Raw genomic sequence first — 17781 nt, forward strand, 5'->3', positions numbered from 1 at the left:
GCCTATCTTTCTTACGCCATTCCTTTAATTTTTGAGCCAATAGTGCCACTTTGGCTCTTATAAGTAGTCAATTCTATGGAACCACCTCCCCAGACCGTTTCAGCTTCGCGCCAAAGTAAATATTTCCAAGTGATATTGATGGGGGTGAGCGCCTTTGTCGTTAATACGACAGAGTTCGTGCCTGTAGCGCTATTGAGCGATATTGCACGGGATTTTTCTATTACTACCGCAGAGACGGGCTGGATGTTGACACTCTATGCTTGGGTGGTCGCTGCTATGTCATTGCCACTGATGTTACTTACCAGTCGCCTTGAGCGTAAACGTTTGCTGTTAGCATTATTTGCCGTATTCATCGCCAGTCATGCGTTATCAGTCTTTGCTTGGAGTTTTAACGTACTGCTCATCAGCCGCGTGGGTATCGCGCTCTCGCATGCGATATTTTGGGCAATTACCGCCGCTATAGCCCTGCGAGTTGCGCCTCAAGGCAAAAAGGCTCTGGCACTCAGTATATTAGCGACTGGTACTTCCTTGGCTCTCGTATTAGGAGTACCGATAGGACGTATATTGGGTCAATGGTTCGGCTGGCGTACCACTTTTGCGGGTATTGGTATCATCGCTTTTATCGTCTTTATTTTGCAAGCTAGGCTACTACCAGATTTGCCTAGTATGTTTGATGGCTCTTTTAGTAAGCTGCCAGAGTTACTGAGAAACCCGCTGCTTATCTGCCTCTATTTATTCTGTTTTGTGGTGTTCACGGCTGACTACGCTGCTTACTCGTATATCGAACCGTTTATGAGTAAGATTGGCACTATCAGTGAGAATCAAGTTACCCTTATCTTACTGTTGTTCGGCGGTGCTGGCCTGATCGGTAGTTATATCTTTAGCCGCTGGAATGAGCGCTCAACCACAAGGCTTATGCTCATATCTACCGTATTGATACTGGCCGCTATGATGCTGATGTTATGGGCGGTTAGCTCGATATGGCTACTGAGTATCGTAACGGTGGTTTGGGGCACAGCGATGATTCTATTGATGCTCACCATTCAGTCGAAAGTCATCGAAATCGATGTCAATGCGCAAGATATGGTCATGGCGATGTTCTCGGCAATTATCAATTTAGGAATCGGGATGGGCGCTTTACTCGGAGGTTACGCGGTGACTTATATCTCCTTATCGAGCGTGGGTTTTGTCGGCGCGGCGATAGCTGCAGTTGCTCTGATAGTGATGATATATATGGTTAGGCGTTTTCCTGAGCTCAGTCATAACAGCTGAGATAATTTATCCTATTGTAAGTAATCTACTGTCCTTCTGTGCCTGTCTCAACCTTCACACTCGTCATGATAGAACGTATCTGACAAGGGGTGATTTGCTTAATACTGTCAGCCAGTTTTGGTTTGTCAGTCAAGCCGAGCCAATAGCCAAACCCGATTTGTGTTAAATCGACACCGCTATGTTTGGTGTAGCCAATCCCGCCAGAGGGACGAGAGTTAATCTCTAACACGCAGTGTTGCCCCGCATCGTTTTCTTTGGTCTGTACGCTGACGATACCATCGCAGTTAAAAGCTTTGATTAGTGGAATGACCACATCCATCACTGGCTTATCATAGCCCACGTGTTGAATCTTGCCTTCTTTATAGCGAGTGACTGCCGCTAGCACTTCACCATATTCGCAGACCACGTCGATAGAGTACTCGCGACCTGATAGGTAAGGCATCAACAACATAGGAATAGGGTGCTCGCGTACCATTTGGCTATGACTGTAGGCGTTAATAAATTGCTCAGTGCTAATTTTCTTGCTATCGGTAAAGTATAAATGCTCAAAGCTATCGTATTGACTATCGTTATCAAAACCAGAGTCTAAGCGCCAAAACCCTTGTGCAAATATCCCGGTCACAGGCTTGACACAGAGGCATTTATCGCTATGCTCACTAAGTAATGCAGTGAGTTCAGCGGTAGTATCGAAGCGCCAAGCGGTAGCTACTGGAATGTTATGCGCCTGACAGTGCTGCATAAAAGCAAATTTATCATCGATAGTCTCAAGCGCTGCGACGCTAGTGGCTCCTGTCAGCAGCCGAATACCTGCTTGGGTAAATAAGTCTCTATGTGCTTCATAATCGATACCATTACGGCCAGTCAGCAAAACTTTGACATGGTTTTGCTTGGCCTGTTCTAATACAAAGGGCCAGCGCTCAGCAGGCGCTTGATGGTTTTGCGTTTCTGCTATTTCAGTAGAGTGATAGGGTTCACGAAAAATAGTATCGGCAAACTCAAATATCTCAGGGCGGTCATGACGATGCGAGGCAATAATTGTAAAAGGGGTTTGTGCTTTGAGGGCTTGTAGACTCTCCAGCATATCGCGCTGACTCGATTGTCCTTCCGCGAGCCAAGCCGCTTTTATTAGTTCATTACCATTCGTTTTATTCGTCATAACGCTGTCCATAATTTTCAAAACTTCAAGAGATAACTCGTCGTCATTATATACAAATACGCTAACTGATAAATGACTTATAGTCAGCTAATTTTCAAAATAATCTTGCCAAAAGCTAAGTCATAAGTCGCTATAAAACTAGCCTAATATCCATGCTACTATATAATCATCGCTAAGCGAATCACTCATAAATAGCTTTCACAGATAGATAAAAAGACGACAAACAGCAAAAGGACAATATAATGAGCCAAACCCAACCGCAAGAATTAGTAGCGGGTGCTAATGCGTCGCTGCCCAATGACAGTATTAGCATTCGTATCTTGAGCCACAACGCAATCGACTGCGCCGCTTATCGCTTGACCAGTAGCGGAAAAGTACGCGGTGATGGCGATATGATCTTTTATGGTCAGACGCGCAGTGATGATGGTAGCGTCAGCTTTCGTGGACATGATAGCGATGGGTTTTTTGATATTAATTTGCCTGCACAAGCGAGCGAGATTGAAAAAATCGCTTTGGCGTTCTCTAGCAATCAAACGCTGTCGCAGCTCGGTGATGTTGATATTCAAGTGCTACAAGGTAGCCAAGTATTGATAACTTGCCAGCTCAGTAGCGCCGGACGTAATGAGAAAGCCATTATTTTAGCGGAATGCTATCGCCGTCAAGGCAGCTGGAAGTTTCGCTTTATCGCACAAGGGTTTGCAGGCGGTCTTAAGCCTTTATCTGAGCATTTTGGAGTGGAGATTGCGGACGAAGCGCCAGCCCAGAATCAGAGCCAATCACCATCCATCAATACGCAAAAGCCCAATCGTAGTGCCCAAAATCATGCTAATCAAAGCGATGTTAACCAAAATAATCCGCCGCCGATTCCAGCGAGCCCTTCAGTTAATTTGAGTAAAATCACCTTAACCAAAAACCAATCTACCATTAATTTAACCAAGCGCGATGACTTCGGTAAGATAGCAGTCAACCTCAACTGGAACCAACGTCCCAATATCGATAAAGCGGCACCAAAAAAGGGACTGTTAGGCGATTTATTTAAGCAGCGCGGTTCAGGCGGTATTGACCTTGATATCGGCGCAATGGTGCATCTCAAAAACGGTGAGAAGACGTTAATTCAAGCGTTAGGTAATCGCTTTGGCAATTTGAATGGTTCGCCCTTCGTCTTGCTACGCGCTGATGATAGAACGGGGCAAGTCAGCGATGGCGAATGGCTCGATATTAACGGTCAGCAGTGGTCGCAGATTCAAGAAGTGTTTATCTTTGCTTTTATTTATGAAGGCGTACCCAATTGGGCGCAAACCGATGGCGTAGTGACGATTCATGTACCCGGACAGCCGCCTATTGAAACTCGATTGACCGAAGGCGCGGGCAATGCGCCAATGTGCGCAATTGCGCGGCTCGTGAATCAGCAAGGCAGTATCAATGTTGAACGCATTAACCAATACTTCAATGGCCACAAAGAGATGGATAAAGCCTTTGATTGGGGCTTTAGCTGGAAGCGGGGAAGTAAGTAGTAGAGTATTGTAATTAGCATTTTTGAAAGCAAGCAGCCTAGCTATTTATCGTAGCTAGGCTGCTTTTTTATTAAGAAATCAATGCTATCTTCTAAGCATGCGGAGCAATAGCGGGCATCAAGTCATGAAAGGTGCGGCCAGAAGCGGTTTCGCCGATAGCGTGCATCTTCCATTCGTTATTATGGCGATAGACTTTTGCCATAATCATCGCGGTGTGTCCGCCTTGCGCTGACAGGTTATAACGCGCCACTTCTGAGTTGTTACTGGCGTTAACGATACGGCAAAAGGCGTTTTCAACGGTCTCAAAGGTTTGGCCGGTGAAACTGTTCACGGTAAATACTAAGGAGGTCACAGTAGCTGGAATCTTAGATAAATCAACATTGATCACCTCATCATCGCCGTCGCCAGCACCGGTACGATTATCACCAGTGTGCAAGATACTACCATCTTTGGATTGTAACTGGCCAAACCAAATTGCATCGACGGCTTGCTTATTGCTATCGAACATAATGCATGAGGCATCTAGATCAATAGTATCTTCGCCGCCACTACCACCGCCAAATAGCTTACCTAATAAGCCGGTTTTTTGTGCTTGCGGTGCTTGTGCGACATCCCAGCCTAAGCCAAGCTTGACTTGAGTAAGGGTGCCACCCGCTTCTTTGTTTAAGGATATTTTTTGTCCCTTTTGTAGACTAACTGCCATATCGTATTCCTTTTAATCGTGATGAATGTGTGTGTAAAAGATAATGGCGACTCATCATGTTATGAATAAAACGTCATAGTCAAAATTGTGGTTATGTTTTATCTTCGGCTGTGATTTATAAGATATTATCTAAAAAGCCGCCGCTGCCGCCGCGCCCACCCGCGTTGCTACCTAACACGCTCTGTAGCCAGCCTTGATAGCTATCACGGTTGCGCGAACAGATAATCACTTTACCGTTACCTGAGAAATTTAGCACCATGCCTTCGCCGCTCGTCACTGAATTGATGATATTACTCATAAACCCTTTTTTCTTACTAGTCGATACCGAGAGTTTATATTCTAGATTAGAATCCCAGCAGACCACATGACCATTGTCGATGATGACATCTTTACCCGGCTCAACTTCGATTTCAAACAGCGAGCCAAATCCTGAAACCACGACTTGGCCTTGACCTTGAGTCTGCATCACCATAAAACCGCCGGTATCACCAAACACTGCACCGCCTAAGTTACGCTGTATATTCGCTCTGATATCGACATCTTTTTGCGCGGCAACAAAAGCGCCATCGCTTAGCGTATATTGCTGCGCTCCGACATCGAGTATCTGCATGTCACCATCGAGAGTAGGGGCGAGTAGACAATCGCCTTCACCACCTGTTGCCTCAATCTGCTGTTGAAATAGCGATTCATCATTAGCAAAACGGCGCATTAAAGACTGCATGAGACCGCCTTGTAGCTTACCTTTTAGCTCAAGATTGGACTCCATCATGACCATAGCGTTGGCTTCACAATAGATCGAATCGCCCTTTTGTAGATTGCAGTGCAAAAAAGGCTCGATGGTACCTATTAAACTGAAAGTCGCTGCCATAACGAATAAATCCTTAAGCTAGTTATTTAACGGATCATTTACTTTTGCTATTGATGATATAAAGAGGATGGACGTTTGATGAGTGAATAAAATTAAAGCCAACAAACACGGATAATCATCGCACTTGCTAGCTTTAATAGATAACGCTTACTTATTAAAAGTCTGAAAGTCTAAACTTAGACATTCACACCATAAGAAGAGGCTAATGGACCTAAGCCGCCACTGAAGCCTTGACCGACCGCGCGGAATTTCCAATCGCCACTGTGACGATATAGCTCACCAAAAATCATAGCGGTCTCAGTGCTACCGTCTTCTGATAAGTCGTAACGGGCAATTTCGCTATTGCCGTTGTCATTGACGATACGTATATAAGCTTCGCCAACTTGACCGAAGTTTTGGTTACGGGCTTGGCCTTCATAAATGATCGCGCAAACGGCAACTTTACTGACATCCGCTGGAATACTAGCTAGATTGATTTTAATCTGTTCATCATCACCGTCACCTTCGCCAGTGCGGTTATCGCCAGTATGCTCAACAGCGCCATTGTCTGATGTTAGGTTATTAAAGAAGATAAAGTCTTTATCATTACGCACTTTACCGCCTTCATTGACCAAAAACGCGATGGCGTCTAAGTCAAACTCTTGACCGTCAGTAGCGCGTGGATCCCATCCAAGACCGACAGTGATGTTGGTGAGGCCTGGAGCTTCTTTTGATAAGTTGACGTTACCGCCTTTTGTTAAGCTAATAGCCATAAAATTGTCCTTTTAGTTATAAATAAGTGATTTATTAGTGAATTATAAAGTATGTCATTATTTGCTAAGCGCAGATGGTAGGCTGCCTAGCGTTACGTTTTACTATACTAAGCAGGTACTGACTACGCAAGTCGTATTTTGTGGTTATCTGTTTACAGAGCTGTCTTAAAATTATCTACAACAAGCGTTCTTAAAACTTTTTAACCGAAGGCTTTAGCTGGTATCGCTTTTACTATATAATATGCGCGCTCAGGTTCCCTCAACCCTGAATTAAAAAAAGGACTCTTCTATGAGCATCAATTCTATTTCAGCCACACCTACTCAATCTATTCGCTACAGCCGTGCTTTATTTTGGCTAGTGGGTCTGCACATCTTTATTATCGCCATCAGTAACTATCTGGTGCAAATCCCGGTTGGCTTCTTCGGCTTTATCACTACTTGGGGCGCGGTTACTTTTCCGTTTATCTTTTTAGTGACTGATTTGACCGTGCGTATCTTTGGTCAGCAGTTGGCGAGGCGTATTATCTTTTTCGCTATGCTGCCGGCACTAGCGATCTCGTACTATTTTTCGGTGGTATTCGCCGATGGTCAGTTTGTCGGGCATGAGCATCTGCTTGATTTTAATCTGTTTGTGTTTCGCATCGTGCTAGCCAGCTTTGCCGCGTATGTGGTTGGGCAGCTATTAGATATTCAGGTATTTAACAAACTACGTCAGCTCAAAAGCTGGTGGATTGCGCCGTTAGCCTCAACGCTAATAGGCAACTTAATCGATAGTTTTTGCTTCTTCGCCATCGCTTTTTATAAAAGCCCTGACCCCTTTATGGCAGCGAACTGGATCGAGATTGGTACTGTAGATTATATCTTTAAGATGGTGATGGGCGTGTTGATCTTTTTGCCGCTATACGGGGTGATATTGGCGAAGCTGCAAAAATTGCTAGCAGGTAAGTAGATAAAAGTGCTAAAACAGGGCAATAGCTACAAGAGAGCCGAACAATAAGATAAGCGTCACACACATAAAAAGAGCTATAACGAATCATCGCTATAGCTCTTTTTTGTTGCTGACAGTTTTGGGTTAATCTAGCGATTTAGTATTAAGCTCAGGATTCGCTAACGCCTCAGTCTTACGATGTCTGAGTGAAGCCCATAGCGCTACACCAATAAAAGCAATACCAATCAGACCAGTGATCAGCTCTGGCACATGGAATTTGACCGACAACAGCATGATAACCGCTAACGCGCCAATCGCATAATGAGCGCCATGTTCAAGATAGATAAACTCATCAAGCGTGCCTTTGTCGACTAAGAAAATCGTCATCGAACGTACGAACATCGCACCGATAGCGAGACCTAGCATAATCACAATCACGTCATTAGTAATTGCAAATGCGCCGATAACGCCATCAAAGCTGAATGATGCATCAAGGACTTCTAAGTATAAAAAGCCGATAATCCCGCCTTTCATAATAGCGCTAGTGGCTTGTCCTGTGCTATTACCTTGAGCATCTAGCTCTTCTTCAAGGTCGCCCTCTAGCATGCCTGAGACGACTTGCACGCCTAAGTATACCAAAATACCCCAAACGCCAGCGATCAACACCGCCGCGGCTTGCGTGTCTTCAGCAAAGGATACGGCAATCATTAACACAATCAGCGCTACAAAGACGCTCATCGCATCGACTTTGGCAAGTTTCGCTAAGCGGCTCTCCAGCCAATCAAACCAATGTACGTCTTTATCATCAAAAACAAAGTTTAAGAAGACTAATAATAAGAAGATACCACCGAACGCTGAAATCTCAGCGTGATGCGCCATCAATCTTGCAGAGTATTCTTCAGGATTGTTCAAGGCCAAGTCGATCACCTGCATCATACCTAAGTCCGCGGTAACGGCGACGATGACGATAGGGAAAACCAAGCGCATACCGAAGACGGCGATCAAAATACCGACGGTTAAGAAAATCATTTTCCAAAAGTCGTCCCAGCCTTTTAGGACGGAGGCGTTAACGACGGCATTATCAAAGGATAAGGAGATCTCCATAACCGCCAAAATAGCCGTAATTGATAGCGTGGCTATCATTCCGCCTAAACCACCGTTTGAGTATCCCCACCAAGCCGCTACCGCTAAGGCAATAGCGGTGAAGATAAAATCTAAATAAAAATGTCTCATGACATGTCCTGTCTTATTGCATCAAGCAAATGCTGGGTTAGTCTTGTTTAGTTGGAGGTATAGCCATTATAAAAGCAGCTAGTGATAGCTGCTTTTATGGGAAAAAACTTAGAGAAACATAAAGTATTTTAGCCGGTCTAGCTAGGAAAAGTTATGCTCTTTTGCACCCCATTCGATTTAATTCTCAGAGCTATTATGGCGGTTACTCGTCAGAAATAAAGTCATATCACATAAAATATTACCTAAAATAATGCACTGGGCAGTACACTTTTAACCCTGCTTTTATGCTTCAGTAACAGCGATTTAAAAAAGGCTTTAGCATTAAATATCGACGCCATATTGATGGCACATCGCTTGCAGGCCGCCAGAGTAACCTTGACCTACCGCGCGGAATTTCCACTCGTTGTTGTGGCGATAGACTTCACCGAACACCATAGCCGTCTCAACCGAGTAGTCCTCTGCTAAATCGAAACGAACCACTTCGGTGCCAGACTCTTCATTGACGACACGGATAAAAGCGTTCGCGACTTGACCGAAATTCTGGCTACGAGCGGCAGCATCATGAATGGTCACAGTTACGACGATTTTATCGACATCGCTTGGCACTTGCGTCAGGTTTACTTTGATGACTTCATCATCGCCATCCCCTTCGCCCGTACGATTATCACCGGTGTGCTCAACCGCGCCATTGTCAGATTTGAGTTGATTATAAAAGATGAAATCATGATCGCCGCGTACCTTGCCGGCGTTACTTAGCAAAAACACACTAGCGTCTAGATCAAACTCAGCGCCAGAGGTGGCGCGCTCATCCCAACCTAGACCGATTAGCAGTTTATTAAGGTTAGGGTCGGTTTTGGTTAGCGATAAGTTACCGCCTTTATTTAATGATAGAGCCATGGGAGATCCTTTTTATTAATAGTTGTAGTAAATATCAATGGCAATAAATAGCTTAAGAATAAGTAGTGCATTGAGGTATTGACTATTTATTGATGCTCTATCATAACAACAAAAAATGACCCAATCAAAGCCGATCAGGTCATTGGAGCTGCTGTTATTGTTGCATTGTTATTAACTCAAGATTAGCGATGACGAATCTCAAAGCTTTGATGAATAGGTTTTTTGATATTGAAATCGAAACCTATTGTTTGATGAGTAATCTCAGTAACCTCATAGCGCTCGGTGAGCTGTTCATCAAGTTCAAAACGAGTAAAGTTGTTAGAGAAATAAAGCACACCGTCAGATGTTAAGCGGTTCATGGCGCGATTAATAAGGGCCGCATGGTCACGCTGTACATCAAAAGTACCTTGGAATTTTTTGGAATTCGAAAAGGTCGGCGGATCGATAAAGATAATATCGAACTGCTCAGTATTGTCTTTAATCCACTCAAAGATGTCAGCGGCAACAAACTGATATTTATGACGGCTGATATCGAGACCGTTTAGGACAAAGTTCTGCTTACCCCAATCCAGATAATTCTGCGATAGGTCGACGCTAGTGACTTTTTTCGCGCCAGCGAGCGCCGCATGCACACTAGCCGTACAAGTATAAGCAAAGAGGTTCAGCACTGATTTGTCTTTGCTATTGGCCTTGATACGCGCGCGCATGTTACGGTGGTCGATGAATAGACCGGTATCTAGATAGTCGGTGAAGTTGACATAAAAGTAAGCGCCATCTTCACGCGCGATATAGAATTTACCTTTTTTCTCGCTATTGCCTTGCTTGCTATATTGCTCATTGCCTGACTGACGAGCGCGGGTCTTGATAAATACTTGCTCACGGTCGATATCTAATACTTCTCGAATCCCCATTAGTGCAAGATTAAAGCGTTTTTTAGCCGTCTCAGGCGGAATAGTTTTGGGCGGTGCATACTCTTGTACATGCACGTAATCGCCATACAGATCAATCGCAACTTTAAAGTCTGGCAGATCAGCATCATAAGCACGGATATTACTAACGTTTTGTTTAGCGGCTTGTTTTCTGAGCTTACCTAAGTTCTTTTGTAGACGATTGATGAAGTCTTGCGCTTCTTCGCTGTCGATTTCACGCTTCTCAAAGTTACTGGTTAAGCTGCCTAACTGTCCGGCAATTAGCTTTCCGTAGCGGAAATATACCGTTATCGCGCCATTATGACAGCGCAAGGTTTTTGGCTCTTTAATCGGCAATATATCGACTTGCTCGACATGGGCGGCGAGGATACCTAGCATCGGATCGATACCGCTACCGGCAAAGCTATCTTGTAAAATAAGACCTAACGCTTGATAAAGCGGACGAATAAAGTCCTCATCGCCTAAGCGCTCACCATAAGGCGGGTTAGTGATAATTAGCGGATTGCTCAGGCGACCCTCTTTGACCATCGGCCGTAAAGTATGACTCAGCTTATCAAGCGCGCGCGTCTCAAGATCGATCAGCGGTAGCAGATCTTGCAGACCTGCCGCGATTAGGTTTTTCTCAGTCGCTAAGATAGCGCCGCTATCGGCATCAAAGCCTAATATCAGTGGCAAGGTATCAGGCTGCTCAAGCGCGATAGCTACAGCTTCGCGGTGGCGATCCTGCGCCTCATCGATCATTGTCTGCCACAGACTCTCATCGTGATGCTGCCACTGATAAAAGCCGAATTGATTCGCAGCTTTATCGATACCAACGGCATAATCTAAATGCATCAATAGTGCTTCGATAATAAAGGTACCAGAGCCGCACATTGGATCAATCAAGGCATTATATAAAGGGGCATTATCCGCTTTGTTGTTCAGATGCCACCCTGAGCTGTAAAGCAAGGCGGCCGCTAGGTTTTCTTTTAACGGTGCATCGGTCATTGCTACTCGGTAGCCACGGCGATGCAAGCTAGTGCCAGATAGATCTAAATACAGCTCGGCTTGCTTGTCATTGACGGTGGCAAAAATAGCAAAGTCAGGGTTTTTGCTATCGACATTAGGCCGGCTCTCAAAAGCTTCATTAAAGGTATCGGCAATCGCATCTTTGATACGTAGCATCGCAAACTGCTGACTGACCGCCACGCGCTTATCGACTGACAGACGAATAGCAAAGGTCTGTTCTAAATCAAACTGTTGCGTCCAGTCAATTGACTTGGCTAGTCCATAGAGCTGTTCGGCAACATCATAGTCGCTATTGATATTTTTACGTTTAATTAGCATCAGTACCCGTGATGCCACGCGCGACCAGAGGCAAATCTGGTATAAATCACGCAAGCTTGCGCTAACGCTCAAGCGTCCAGTGCTCTTGATATCACTTTCAATACCGAAGCTTGATAGCTCAGTCTGTAGCGGTAGCTCAAGCCCATCGGCACAGGTGATAATAAGCTCGAGCGTCAGCGATGGTGATGAAGGCTGTGTAGAGGAGGTTGGTTCGGTCATACGGATACCTGTGGCTAGAGGGCGGATCAAAAAATAAAAATACAAAGAGCGTAATGCAAAAATAGAGAGATTATTTGACCGGTAATTTTAACATAATTCACGCTGATATGGTTCAATGACCACAGCGCTCAATGCTATAGCAGTATCAACACGATCTAATTATTATTCTTAGTTAGAGCTATCTCATCTGAGACCAGATGCGTCGTCGTTTCAAAAGGCTTAGTCGCAATAGGATAATCGACATCCTTTGGCATCAGCAGACGCATATGCGGGTAGGGGGTTGAGATATTGGCGGCATCAAAAGCGCGCTTGATATCTTCTTGTAGACCTTCTTTTATCTTTGGCATACGAGCGACAGAGGCAGGCTTGACCCAAAAGCGGATAATAAAAAATACGCCGTATTCCCCAATTTCATCTACGGTAGCTGAGACTTCAGGACGATTTAGCACTACTTCGGTATCTTTTAGCACCTGTAAAATTTCTGTCCTTGCCTTGTCAACATCATCTTCAAAAGCGATACGCATGCGAATATCAAAGCGTATAAAGTTTTTGGAGGTGATATTAGTGACCTCGGAGGAGGCCACATTGGAGTTGGGTATGATAACGGTGATGTTGTCGCGGGTGAGTACATGGGTGGTACGTAGGGCAATGACCACCACGCGGCCTTCATTACCATTGATATTGACCCAGTCGCCTACTTGAAAGGACTGTTCAAGCAAAATTGTAATACCAGCAATAAAATTAGCAAGTGTGGACTGCGCGGCAAAACCTACGGCCAACCCAGCAATACCTAAACCGGCTACTAAAGAGACAATATCAAAGCCAAACTGCGCCATGACGCTGGCAAGGCCCAGCACCAATAAAATGACTGAGAGAATGTTTTTGAGAAGCTGTTCAATCGAGGCGTTTAAGCCATAATGCTGCAGTACTTTATGGATAATCTGTCCGGAAGAGGTCCAAAGGACATAGTAGATGCCCGCCCAAATGCAAGCTTTAGCAGTTGCCTTGACTGTCTCAGGCTCAAAGTTAATTTGACTCATAATAGCAATAAGGCTTGCTACTATCCAGATATAGCGCAGCACCGAGCGCGCAATTTTGGTGCGCCGCTCGTTTATATGCAAGCGAGTACTGTTTTTTTTGATCACATAAATCGCTAACCAATAAAGAAACCCTATGATGGCTAGCAGTATAAGTATCTTAATAGCAGTACTAGCGAGCTCTACAGCATATAACGACCAATCTAAATTATCTTCTTCTATTGAGCCACCCAATGCCAGATAAAGGCTGGCATGCAAATCACGAATGATTTCTTGAAAAAAATCAGTAATGCTAGCGATGGCCATCTTATTGTCCATGTGAGTGTGTTAATAAAGGTTAGTCTAACGTCAAAAACGCTGTTTTAAAAGACGACTGAAACCAAACCACTATCCTAAAAGTGTATCTTAACCGCGCTCTAAAAACCATCTTCTTGCGTGTCGAGCGACTGATAAGGGATAGCCATTTTGTGTTGCACATCTCGTAACGCTGTACGCAGTCCTTCGAGGATAGTAGGATGATAAAAAGGCGTATCAAGAAGCTGTTTCACACAGATATCATTCGTTATAGCGGTGGCTAAGATATGACCAATATATTCAGCATCTGGGCCGACCATACTCGCGCCTAACACCCTGTCTGTCTCTTTACAGCCATAAATATGCAGCAAGCCGCAATTGACGCCCATAATACGACTACGTCCTTGGTTATCGAAGCTGACTTTACCAATCACGTACTCTAAATCTGGATCGTCTTCAATCTCTTGCTGTGACATACCGACATTGACGATTTGTGGGGAGGTAAACACGATAGAAAAAGGAATCGCTACCGGACGAATATAAGCATCGGTATTTTGATCACAAACGATACTGCCAGCGCTATAGCCTTCATCACTAGCGACATGTAAAAGTGGAATATTCGCGTTGGCATCACCCACGATGTAGACATTTAGATCACCTATCTGACCGGTATGTTTATCTAGGTTTTTTGGACGGTTTTTTTCGTCAAGCTCAACTCCTAAATTTTCCACACCCAACTGCTTAATGTTATTACGTCGACCAGTAGCGACTAACACCCGTTCACCCTGCCAGTGCCCCTCGTTGCCGTCTTTATCTGTGTACTCAATAAAAGCCGCTGTCTTACCATCGGTGTCGATCTTGTGACCTATCTCATTAATAGTGCTTTTGAGGTGCATGGTCAAATCTTCACTCAAACAGTCGATGGCTTTGGCGTTAATGTCGGTATCTTTTAGACCAGCGACGCGATTTTCACGGTTGAACGCCGTCACAGCGACTCCCAAACGCGAAAAAGCTTGCGCCAGCTCCAAGCCCACAGAGCCCGTACCAATCACCGCAACAGACTCAGGTAAGTCAGGCAAATCAAAAACAGTGTCAGAAGTAAGGAGCGTTTCGCCTAGTTTTTCGCGCCAGTCATCAGGAATAAAAGGCGAGCTACCAGTAGCAATGATGATTTTCTCGGCTTGAATAATCTCTTCATTGACTTCGATCAGGCCATTTTCATTGATATGCGCCTTACCAGCTATCTTCTTATCGTTTGGCCAGCTCTCGACTTGTTTTTCGATATAGCTCTCAAAATGGCTGCGTTCTGCTTGTACTCGAGCCATGACTTGTCTGCCATTGATGGTCACTTCGCTATGAATACCAAACTCTTCTGAGTATTTGGCTTCATGGGCGCGATCAGCGGCGGCGATGAGCAGCTTACTTGGCATACAGCCTACCGTAACACAAGTCGTGGTCCAAAAACCCTCGTTAATGATCACGATATCTTTCTTAATTTTACTCGCTTGGCGAAAGGCGTTTTGCCCTGCGGTACCTGCGCCAATAACGGCGACTGAAACGCTACGCGTGACACTATTGGATTTTTGTTTAGACTGTTTATCATCGAGGTTTTCAGACGGTTGGTTCATAACGTGTCCCTATTTTTGATAACTATAATTTAATAATGCTGTCATTGTCATAAGTCATTTGAGAGCGACTTTTTGAATCGCTTTGCTGTAGACTTTATTAATCAGGTTTAATCTTTATTCGCCAGCTCACCGCAACGCCAATGAATCATACGCAATGATTAGTCGCTAGGGTAAGTGAATCTGTATAAAAGCGCAGCAGGATAAGCGTAGCGAGCTGTTGCAAAAATGTTTAATTAACAAAGTTATAGTATCAGCGTCCACTAAATATGGGTGTTAGCAAATGCAGCGCTAGGTTATCAGAAGCTTATTTATTCAAGCGCCAACCGTTTATTTAGGCGCTAACAGGGTCAATACGCGTTCAGCATAGCCTTTAGCACGCAGGTTACGCTGAGCATGGGTGAGCATACCTTCGCTATTGAATATAAAAGCGGAGCGCACCAAACCGATGGTTTTTTTGCCATACATGTTTTTTTCTTTGATCACCTCAAAATATTGGCATAACTGCTCATCACTGTCACTGATTAGCGGAATTTGTAAGTCGTGCTTTTCGATAAAGTTCTTATGGGACTGAACGCTGTCACGGGAGACACCAATAATGTCGTAACCCAAGTCATCGAAATCGTGCAAGTGTGCGGTGAAGTCTGTGGCTTGAGTGGTACAGCCAGGTGTATTGTCTTTAGGGTAGAAATAGAGGATCAAGCCTTTTTGTCTGTTCGCTACTAGCTGTTGTAAACTAATATCCTCTTCAATGAAGTTTCCATCTAGTTCGCGTACGAGCGTCACTGGAAAATCAGGTAGGGCAATGTTTTCGGTCGTGGGCTTAGCCATAATAGAATCCTTTTTTGTAGAGGTTTTCAAATTTGCAAATAGTAGTATAGTCAGTACGGAATAAAATCGATACGCTGATGTTATCGTGCAGTTGTTATAAATATTCCTAGCGTGCTGTTATCTTTCGATGCGGCATAACTTAGATTATAAAAGTAAACATCCCAACCGCACTCTATCGTTTTTATTGTGGGTTAACTAACTATAGGCAGTCATCAAAGCTCAGTTTTACACTTTGCATGTTTATTGGCAACTCACAAACAAAAAAAGACTGACAACAGCCAGTCTTATCTCGTTACTTCTAATACAGATCTAATAAAGCAAAAGCTGTGACAAAGCTATCGCTGCTCTGATTAACATAGTTTGTGTTAAGACGGCTTTTGTGGCTGCTTTAAGTCTAAACCTTCAGTACATTGCTGCAAGTCTCGCTGCATCGTTTGCACATAAGGCAATCCAGAAGGGTCTTTTTTGTCTTGCGCGTAACTCTCAATCTCCCACATCTGACCGATAGTCATTCTACTACGAACATCAATAGTGCAGTTACACAGCTTAGACGCGGTATTCTTATCAGCAACTTTATATTTAACTGCGCCATTAATACATTGATTAATATTGTCTCTTTTAATATCAGTAGCGTTTGCTTGTGGCATAACAACGAGTCCTAGCAGCGCCAAAGGTAGAATGCGTAACAGCTTCATAAGTATCCTCTTACAGATCAGTCAGTAAAAATAAATCAATAAACCATAATAATTCAATAAACCATTAGCCAATCATAGAGCAAAGGCGCAGTGGTCGATTGGGTATTAGCTATTTGTGCCCTACCATAGCAATTATAGTCCATAAATAAAACCACAAACATGCTGCAATGATGCAAGAAATTGTTACGCTTTTATCTTTAGAGCTCATAGGACGTTTATCGGTAGCAATACCTAAAATGCAATAAGCTCACTATCTTAATAAAATTAAGAGTTGTTGCTAATAAATTTATTCGTAAGGTTTGCTATAATGCGGCTATTATTAACGGCAGACTATAAAGGTTTAACGCTACTTAAAGCTTGTCAACCTGAGCCTTAGTTGCCGATTTTGTATTACCCAAATATTGAGTCTTTTATGAACACCGCTACTTTATTCACTCCCAATTTTGAGTCTCAACTGGACGTTACTACTAACGACAATGAGTCAGATGCTATTCAATCCGCTACCTTGAAAAAATTACAGAAAAAGCTACGCAGGCAAGTGTCTTTAGCGATTCAAGATTTCAATATGATCGAAGAGGGCGATGTAGTCATGGTTTGTGTCTCGGGCGGAAAGGATAGCTATACTTTGCTCGATATTTTGTTGCTGCTAAAGCGTGTCGCGCCGATTCATTTTGATATTGTCGCAGTTAATTTGGATCAAAAGCAGCCGGGGTACCCAGAAGAGGTGTTGCCCAATTATCTCAATGAGCAAGGGATAGCGCATTATATCTTAGAAAAGGACACTTATAGTATCGTCAAAAGCGTGATCCCTGAAGGTAAGACTTATTGCTCGGCATGTTCGCGCTTACGTCGGGGCTCGCTCTATGGCTTTGCCAAACAAATTGGCGCAACCAAAATTGCTTTGGGTCATCATCGCGATGATATGCTCGCGACTTTCTTTTTGAACCTATTTCATGGCGGCGCGCTAAAATCTATGCCGCCAAAGCTACTCAGCGATGATAAACAAAATATTTTAATCCGGCCGCTAGCTTATGTACAAGAAAAAGATATCATCGACTATGCTGCCCTAAAGCAATTCCCGATTATTCCTTGTAATTTATGCGGCAGTCAAACCAACCTGCAACGCGCGGTCATAAACGACATGCTACGCGAATGGGATGACGCCCATCCGCAGCGCTTGGCTTCTATTTTCAAAGCCATGCAAAACGTAGCGCCGTCACAATTAGCCGATCGCGAGTTATTCGATTTTGAAACGTTAACGACCGAGCGTGATAATAGCGAGCGCCTATTCGAAGGGAATAATATCCAAGTCGGACAGCAAGGCAGTCTTGATGAGATGGGTTTGCCCACTGAGCCTAAAAAGCAAGCTTTTGGTGCTAACGGTTTGGATACAGAGCATTCGGTAACGGCGATAAATAACAGCCAGCAAAGCACAAAAATACCTACTATCAATCCATTGCTTTAATCTAAAGATCACGCTAATAACAAAAAAACCAGCTATT

General features: G+C 44.0%; 15 protein-coding genes. 4 read left to right on the forward strand and 11 right to left on the reverse strand.

From position 1 onward, the window contains the following. The first annotated feature begins 75 nt into the window (after positions 1-75). Complete coding sequence (locus ACS8FD_RS01460) at positions 76-1272, forward strand: sugar transporter (RefSeq protein ID WP_439274098.1); 1197 nt, start codon at positions 76-78, stop codon at positions 1270-1272. Positions 1273-1297: 25 nt separating this feature from the next. On the opposite strand, the gene ACS8FD_RS01465 is transcribed toward ACS8FD_RS01460, so the two are convergent. After that, positions 1298-2428 carry an ATP-grasp domain-containing protein gene (locus ACS8FD_RS01465; RefSeq protein WP_439274099.1) on the reverse strand — a complete coding sequence of 377 codons (1131 nt, stop codon included), beginning with the start codon at positions 2426-2428 and terminating at the stop codon, positions 1298-1300. Positions 2429-2670: 242 nt separating this feature from the next. On the opposite strand from ACS8FD_RS01465, the gene ACS8FD_RS01470 reads away from it, so the two are divergent. Next, positions 2671-3942, forward strand: a complete 1272-nt coding sequence (locus tag ACS8FD_RS01470; protein WP_439274100.1) for a TerD family protein — start codon at positions 2671-2673, stop codon at positions 3940-3942. 91 nt (positions 3943-4033) lie between these two features. Here the strand turns inward: ACS8FD_RS01470 and ACS8FD_RS01475 are convergent, their stop codons facing one another. The 3 genes from ACS8FD_RS01475 to ACS8FD_RS01485 all read right to left on the reverse strand — a co-directional run bounded on the left by ACS8FD_RS01475 (position 4034) and on the right by ACS8FD_RS01485 (position 6265). Next, positions 4034-4645 carry a TerD family protein gene (locus tag ACS8FD_RS01475; RefSeq protein ID WP_439274101.1) on the reverse strand — a complete coding sequence of 204 codons (612 nt, stop codon included), beginning with the start codon at positions 4643-4645 and terminating at the stop codon, positions 4034-4036. A 115-nt stretch (positions 4646-4760) separates the two neighbouring features. Continuing rightward, positions 4761-5513 carry a TIGR00266 family protein gene (locus ACS8FD_RS01480; RefSeq protein WP_439274102.1) on the reverse strand — a complete coding sequence of 251 codons (753 nt, stop codon included), beginning with the start codon at positions 5511-5513 and terminating at the stop codon, positions 4761-4763. 176 nt (positions 5514-5689) lie between these two features. Continuing rightward, the gene (locus ACS8FD_RS01485; RefSeq protein WP_439274103.1) at positions 5690-6265 is read right to left on the reverse strand and encodes a TerD family protein; all 576 of its coding nucleotides are present in this window, start codon (positions 6263-6265) and stop codon (positions 5690-5692) included. 289 nt (positions 6266-6554) lie between these two features. Between ACS8FD_RS01485 and ACS8FD_RS01490 the strand changes: the two genes are divergently transcribed. Beyond that, on the forward strand, positions 6555-7214 hold the full coding sequence (locus ACS8FD_RS01490; RefSeq protein ID WP_439274104.1) for a 7-cyano-7-deazaguanine/7-aminomethyl-7-deazaguanine transporter: 660 nt from the start codon (positions 6555-6557) through the stop codon (positions 7212-7214). 123 nt (positions 7215-7337) lie between these two features. On the opposite strand, the gene ACS8FD_RS01495 is transcribed toward ACS8FD_RS01490, so the two are convergent. The 7 genes from ACS8FD_RS01495 to ACS8FD_RS01525 all read right to left on the reverse strand — a co-directional run bounded on the left by ACS8FD_RS01495 (position 7338) and on the right by ACS8FD_RS01525 (position 16279). Continuing rightward, the gene (locus tag ACS8FD_RS01495) at positions 7338-8426 is read right to left on the reverse strand and encodes a DUF475 domain-containing protein (protein ID WP_439274105.1); all 1089 of its coding nucleotides are present in this window, start codon (positions 8424-8426) and stop codon (positions 7338-7340) included. Positions 8427-8747: 321 nt separating this feature from the next. Further along, positions 8748-9323 (reverse strand): TerD family protein, encoded by a 576-nt coding sequence (locus ACS8FD_RS01500; RefSeq protein WP_439274106.1) that lies wholly within the window; start codon positions 9321-9323, stop codon positions 8748-8750. A gap of 182 nt (positions 9324-9505) precedes the next feature. Then, complete coding sequence (gene rlmKL, locus ACS8FD_RS01505) at positions 9506-11797, reverse strand: bifunctional 23S rRNA (guanine(2069)-N(7))-methyltransferase RlmK/23S rRNA (guanine(2445)-N(2))-methyltransferase RlmL (protein WP_439274107.1); 2292 nt, start codon at positions 11795-11797, stop codon at positions 9506-9508. A 155-nt stretch (positions 11798-11952) separates the two neighbouring features. Next, on the reverse strand, positions 11953-13140 hold the full coding sequence (locus ACS8FD_RS01510; RefSeq protein WP_439274108.1) for a mechanosensitive ion channel family protein: 1188 nt from the start codon (positions 13138-13140) through the stop codon (positions 11953-11955). Between the two features lie 110 nt (positions 13141-13250). Further along, positions 13251-14756 carry a dihydrolipoyl dehydrogenase gene (locus ACS8FD_RS01515; protein WP_439274109.1) on the reverse strand — a complete coding sequence of 502 codons (1506 nt, stop codon included), beginning with the start codon at positions 14754-14756 and terminating at the stop codon, positions 13251-13253. A 327-nt stretch (positions 14757-15083) separates the two neighbouring features. Next, positions 15084-15584, reverse strand: a complete 501-nt coding sequence (locus tag ACS8FD_RS01520; RefSeq protein ID WP_439274110.1) for a peroxiredoxin — start codon at positions 15582-15584, stop codon at positions 15084-15086. 365 nt (positions 15585-15949) lie between these two features. Further along, a complete protein-coding gene (locus ACS8FD_RS01525; RefSeq protein ID WP_439274111.1) occupies positions 15950-16279 on the reverse strand; it encodes a hypothetical protein in 330 nt (109 codons plus the stop codon). Between the two features lie 412 nt (positions 16280-16691). Here ACS8FD_RS01525 and ttcA point away from each other — a divergent pair, with 412 nt between their 5' ends. Then, positions 16692-17744: a tRNA 2-thiocytidine(32) synthetase TtcA gene (ttcA, locus tag ACS8FD_RS01530; RefSeq protein WP_439274112.1), complete on the forward strand. Its 1053-nt coding sequence runs from the start codon at positions 16692-16694 to the stop codon at positions 17742-17744. Positions 17745-17781: the final 37 nt, after the last annotated feature.

It is taken from the genome of Psychrobacter sp. 1U2, from assembly GCF_051847575.1.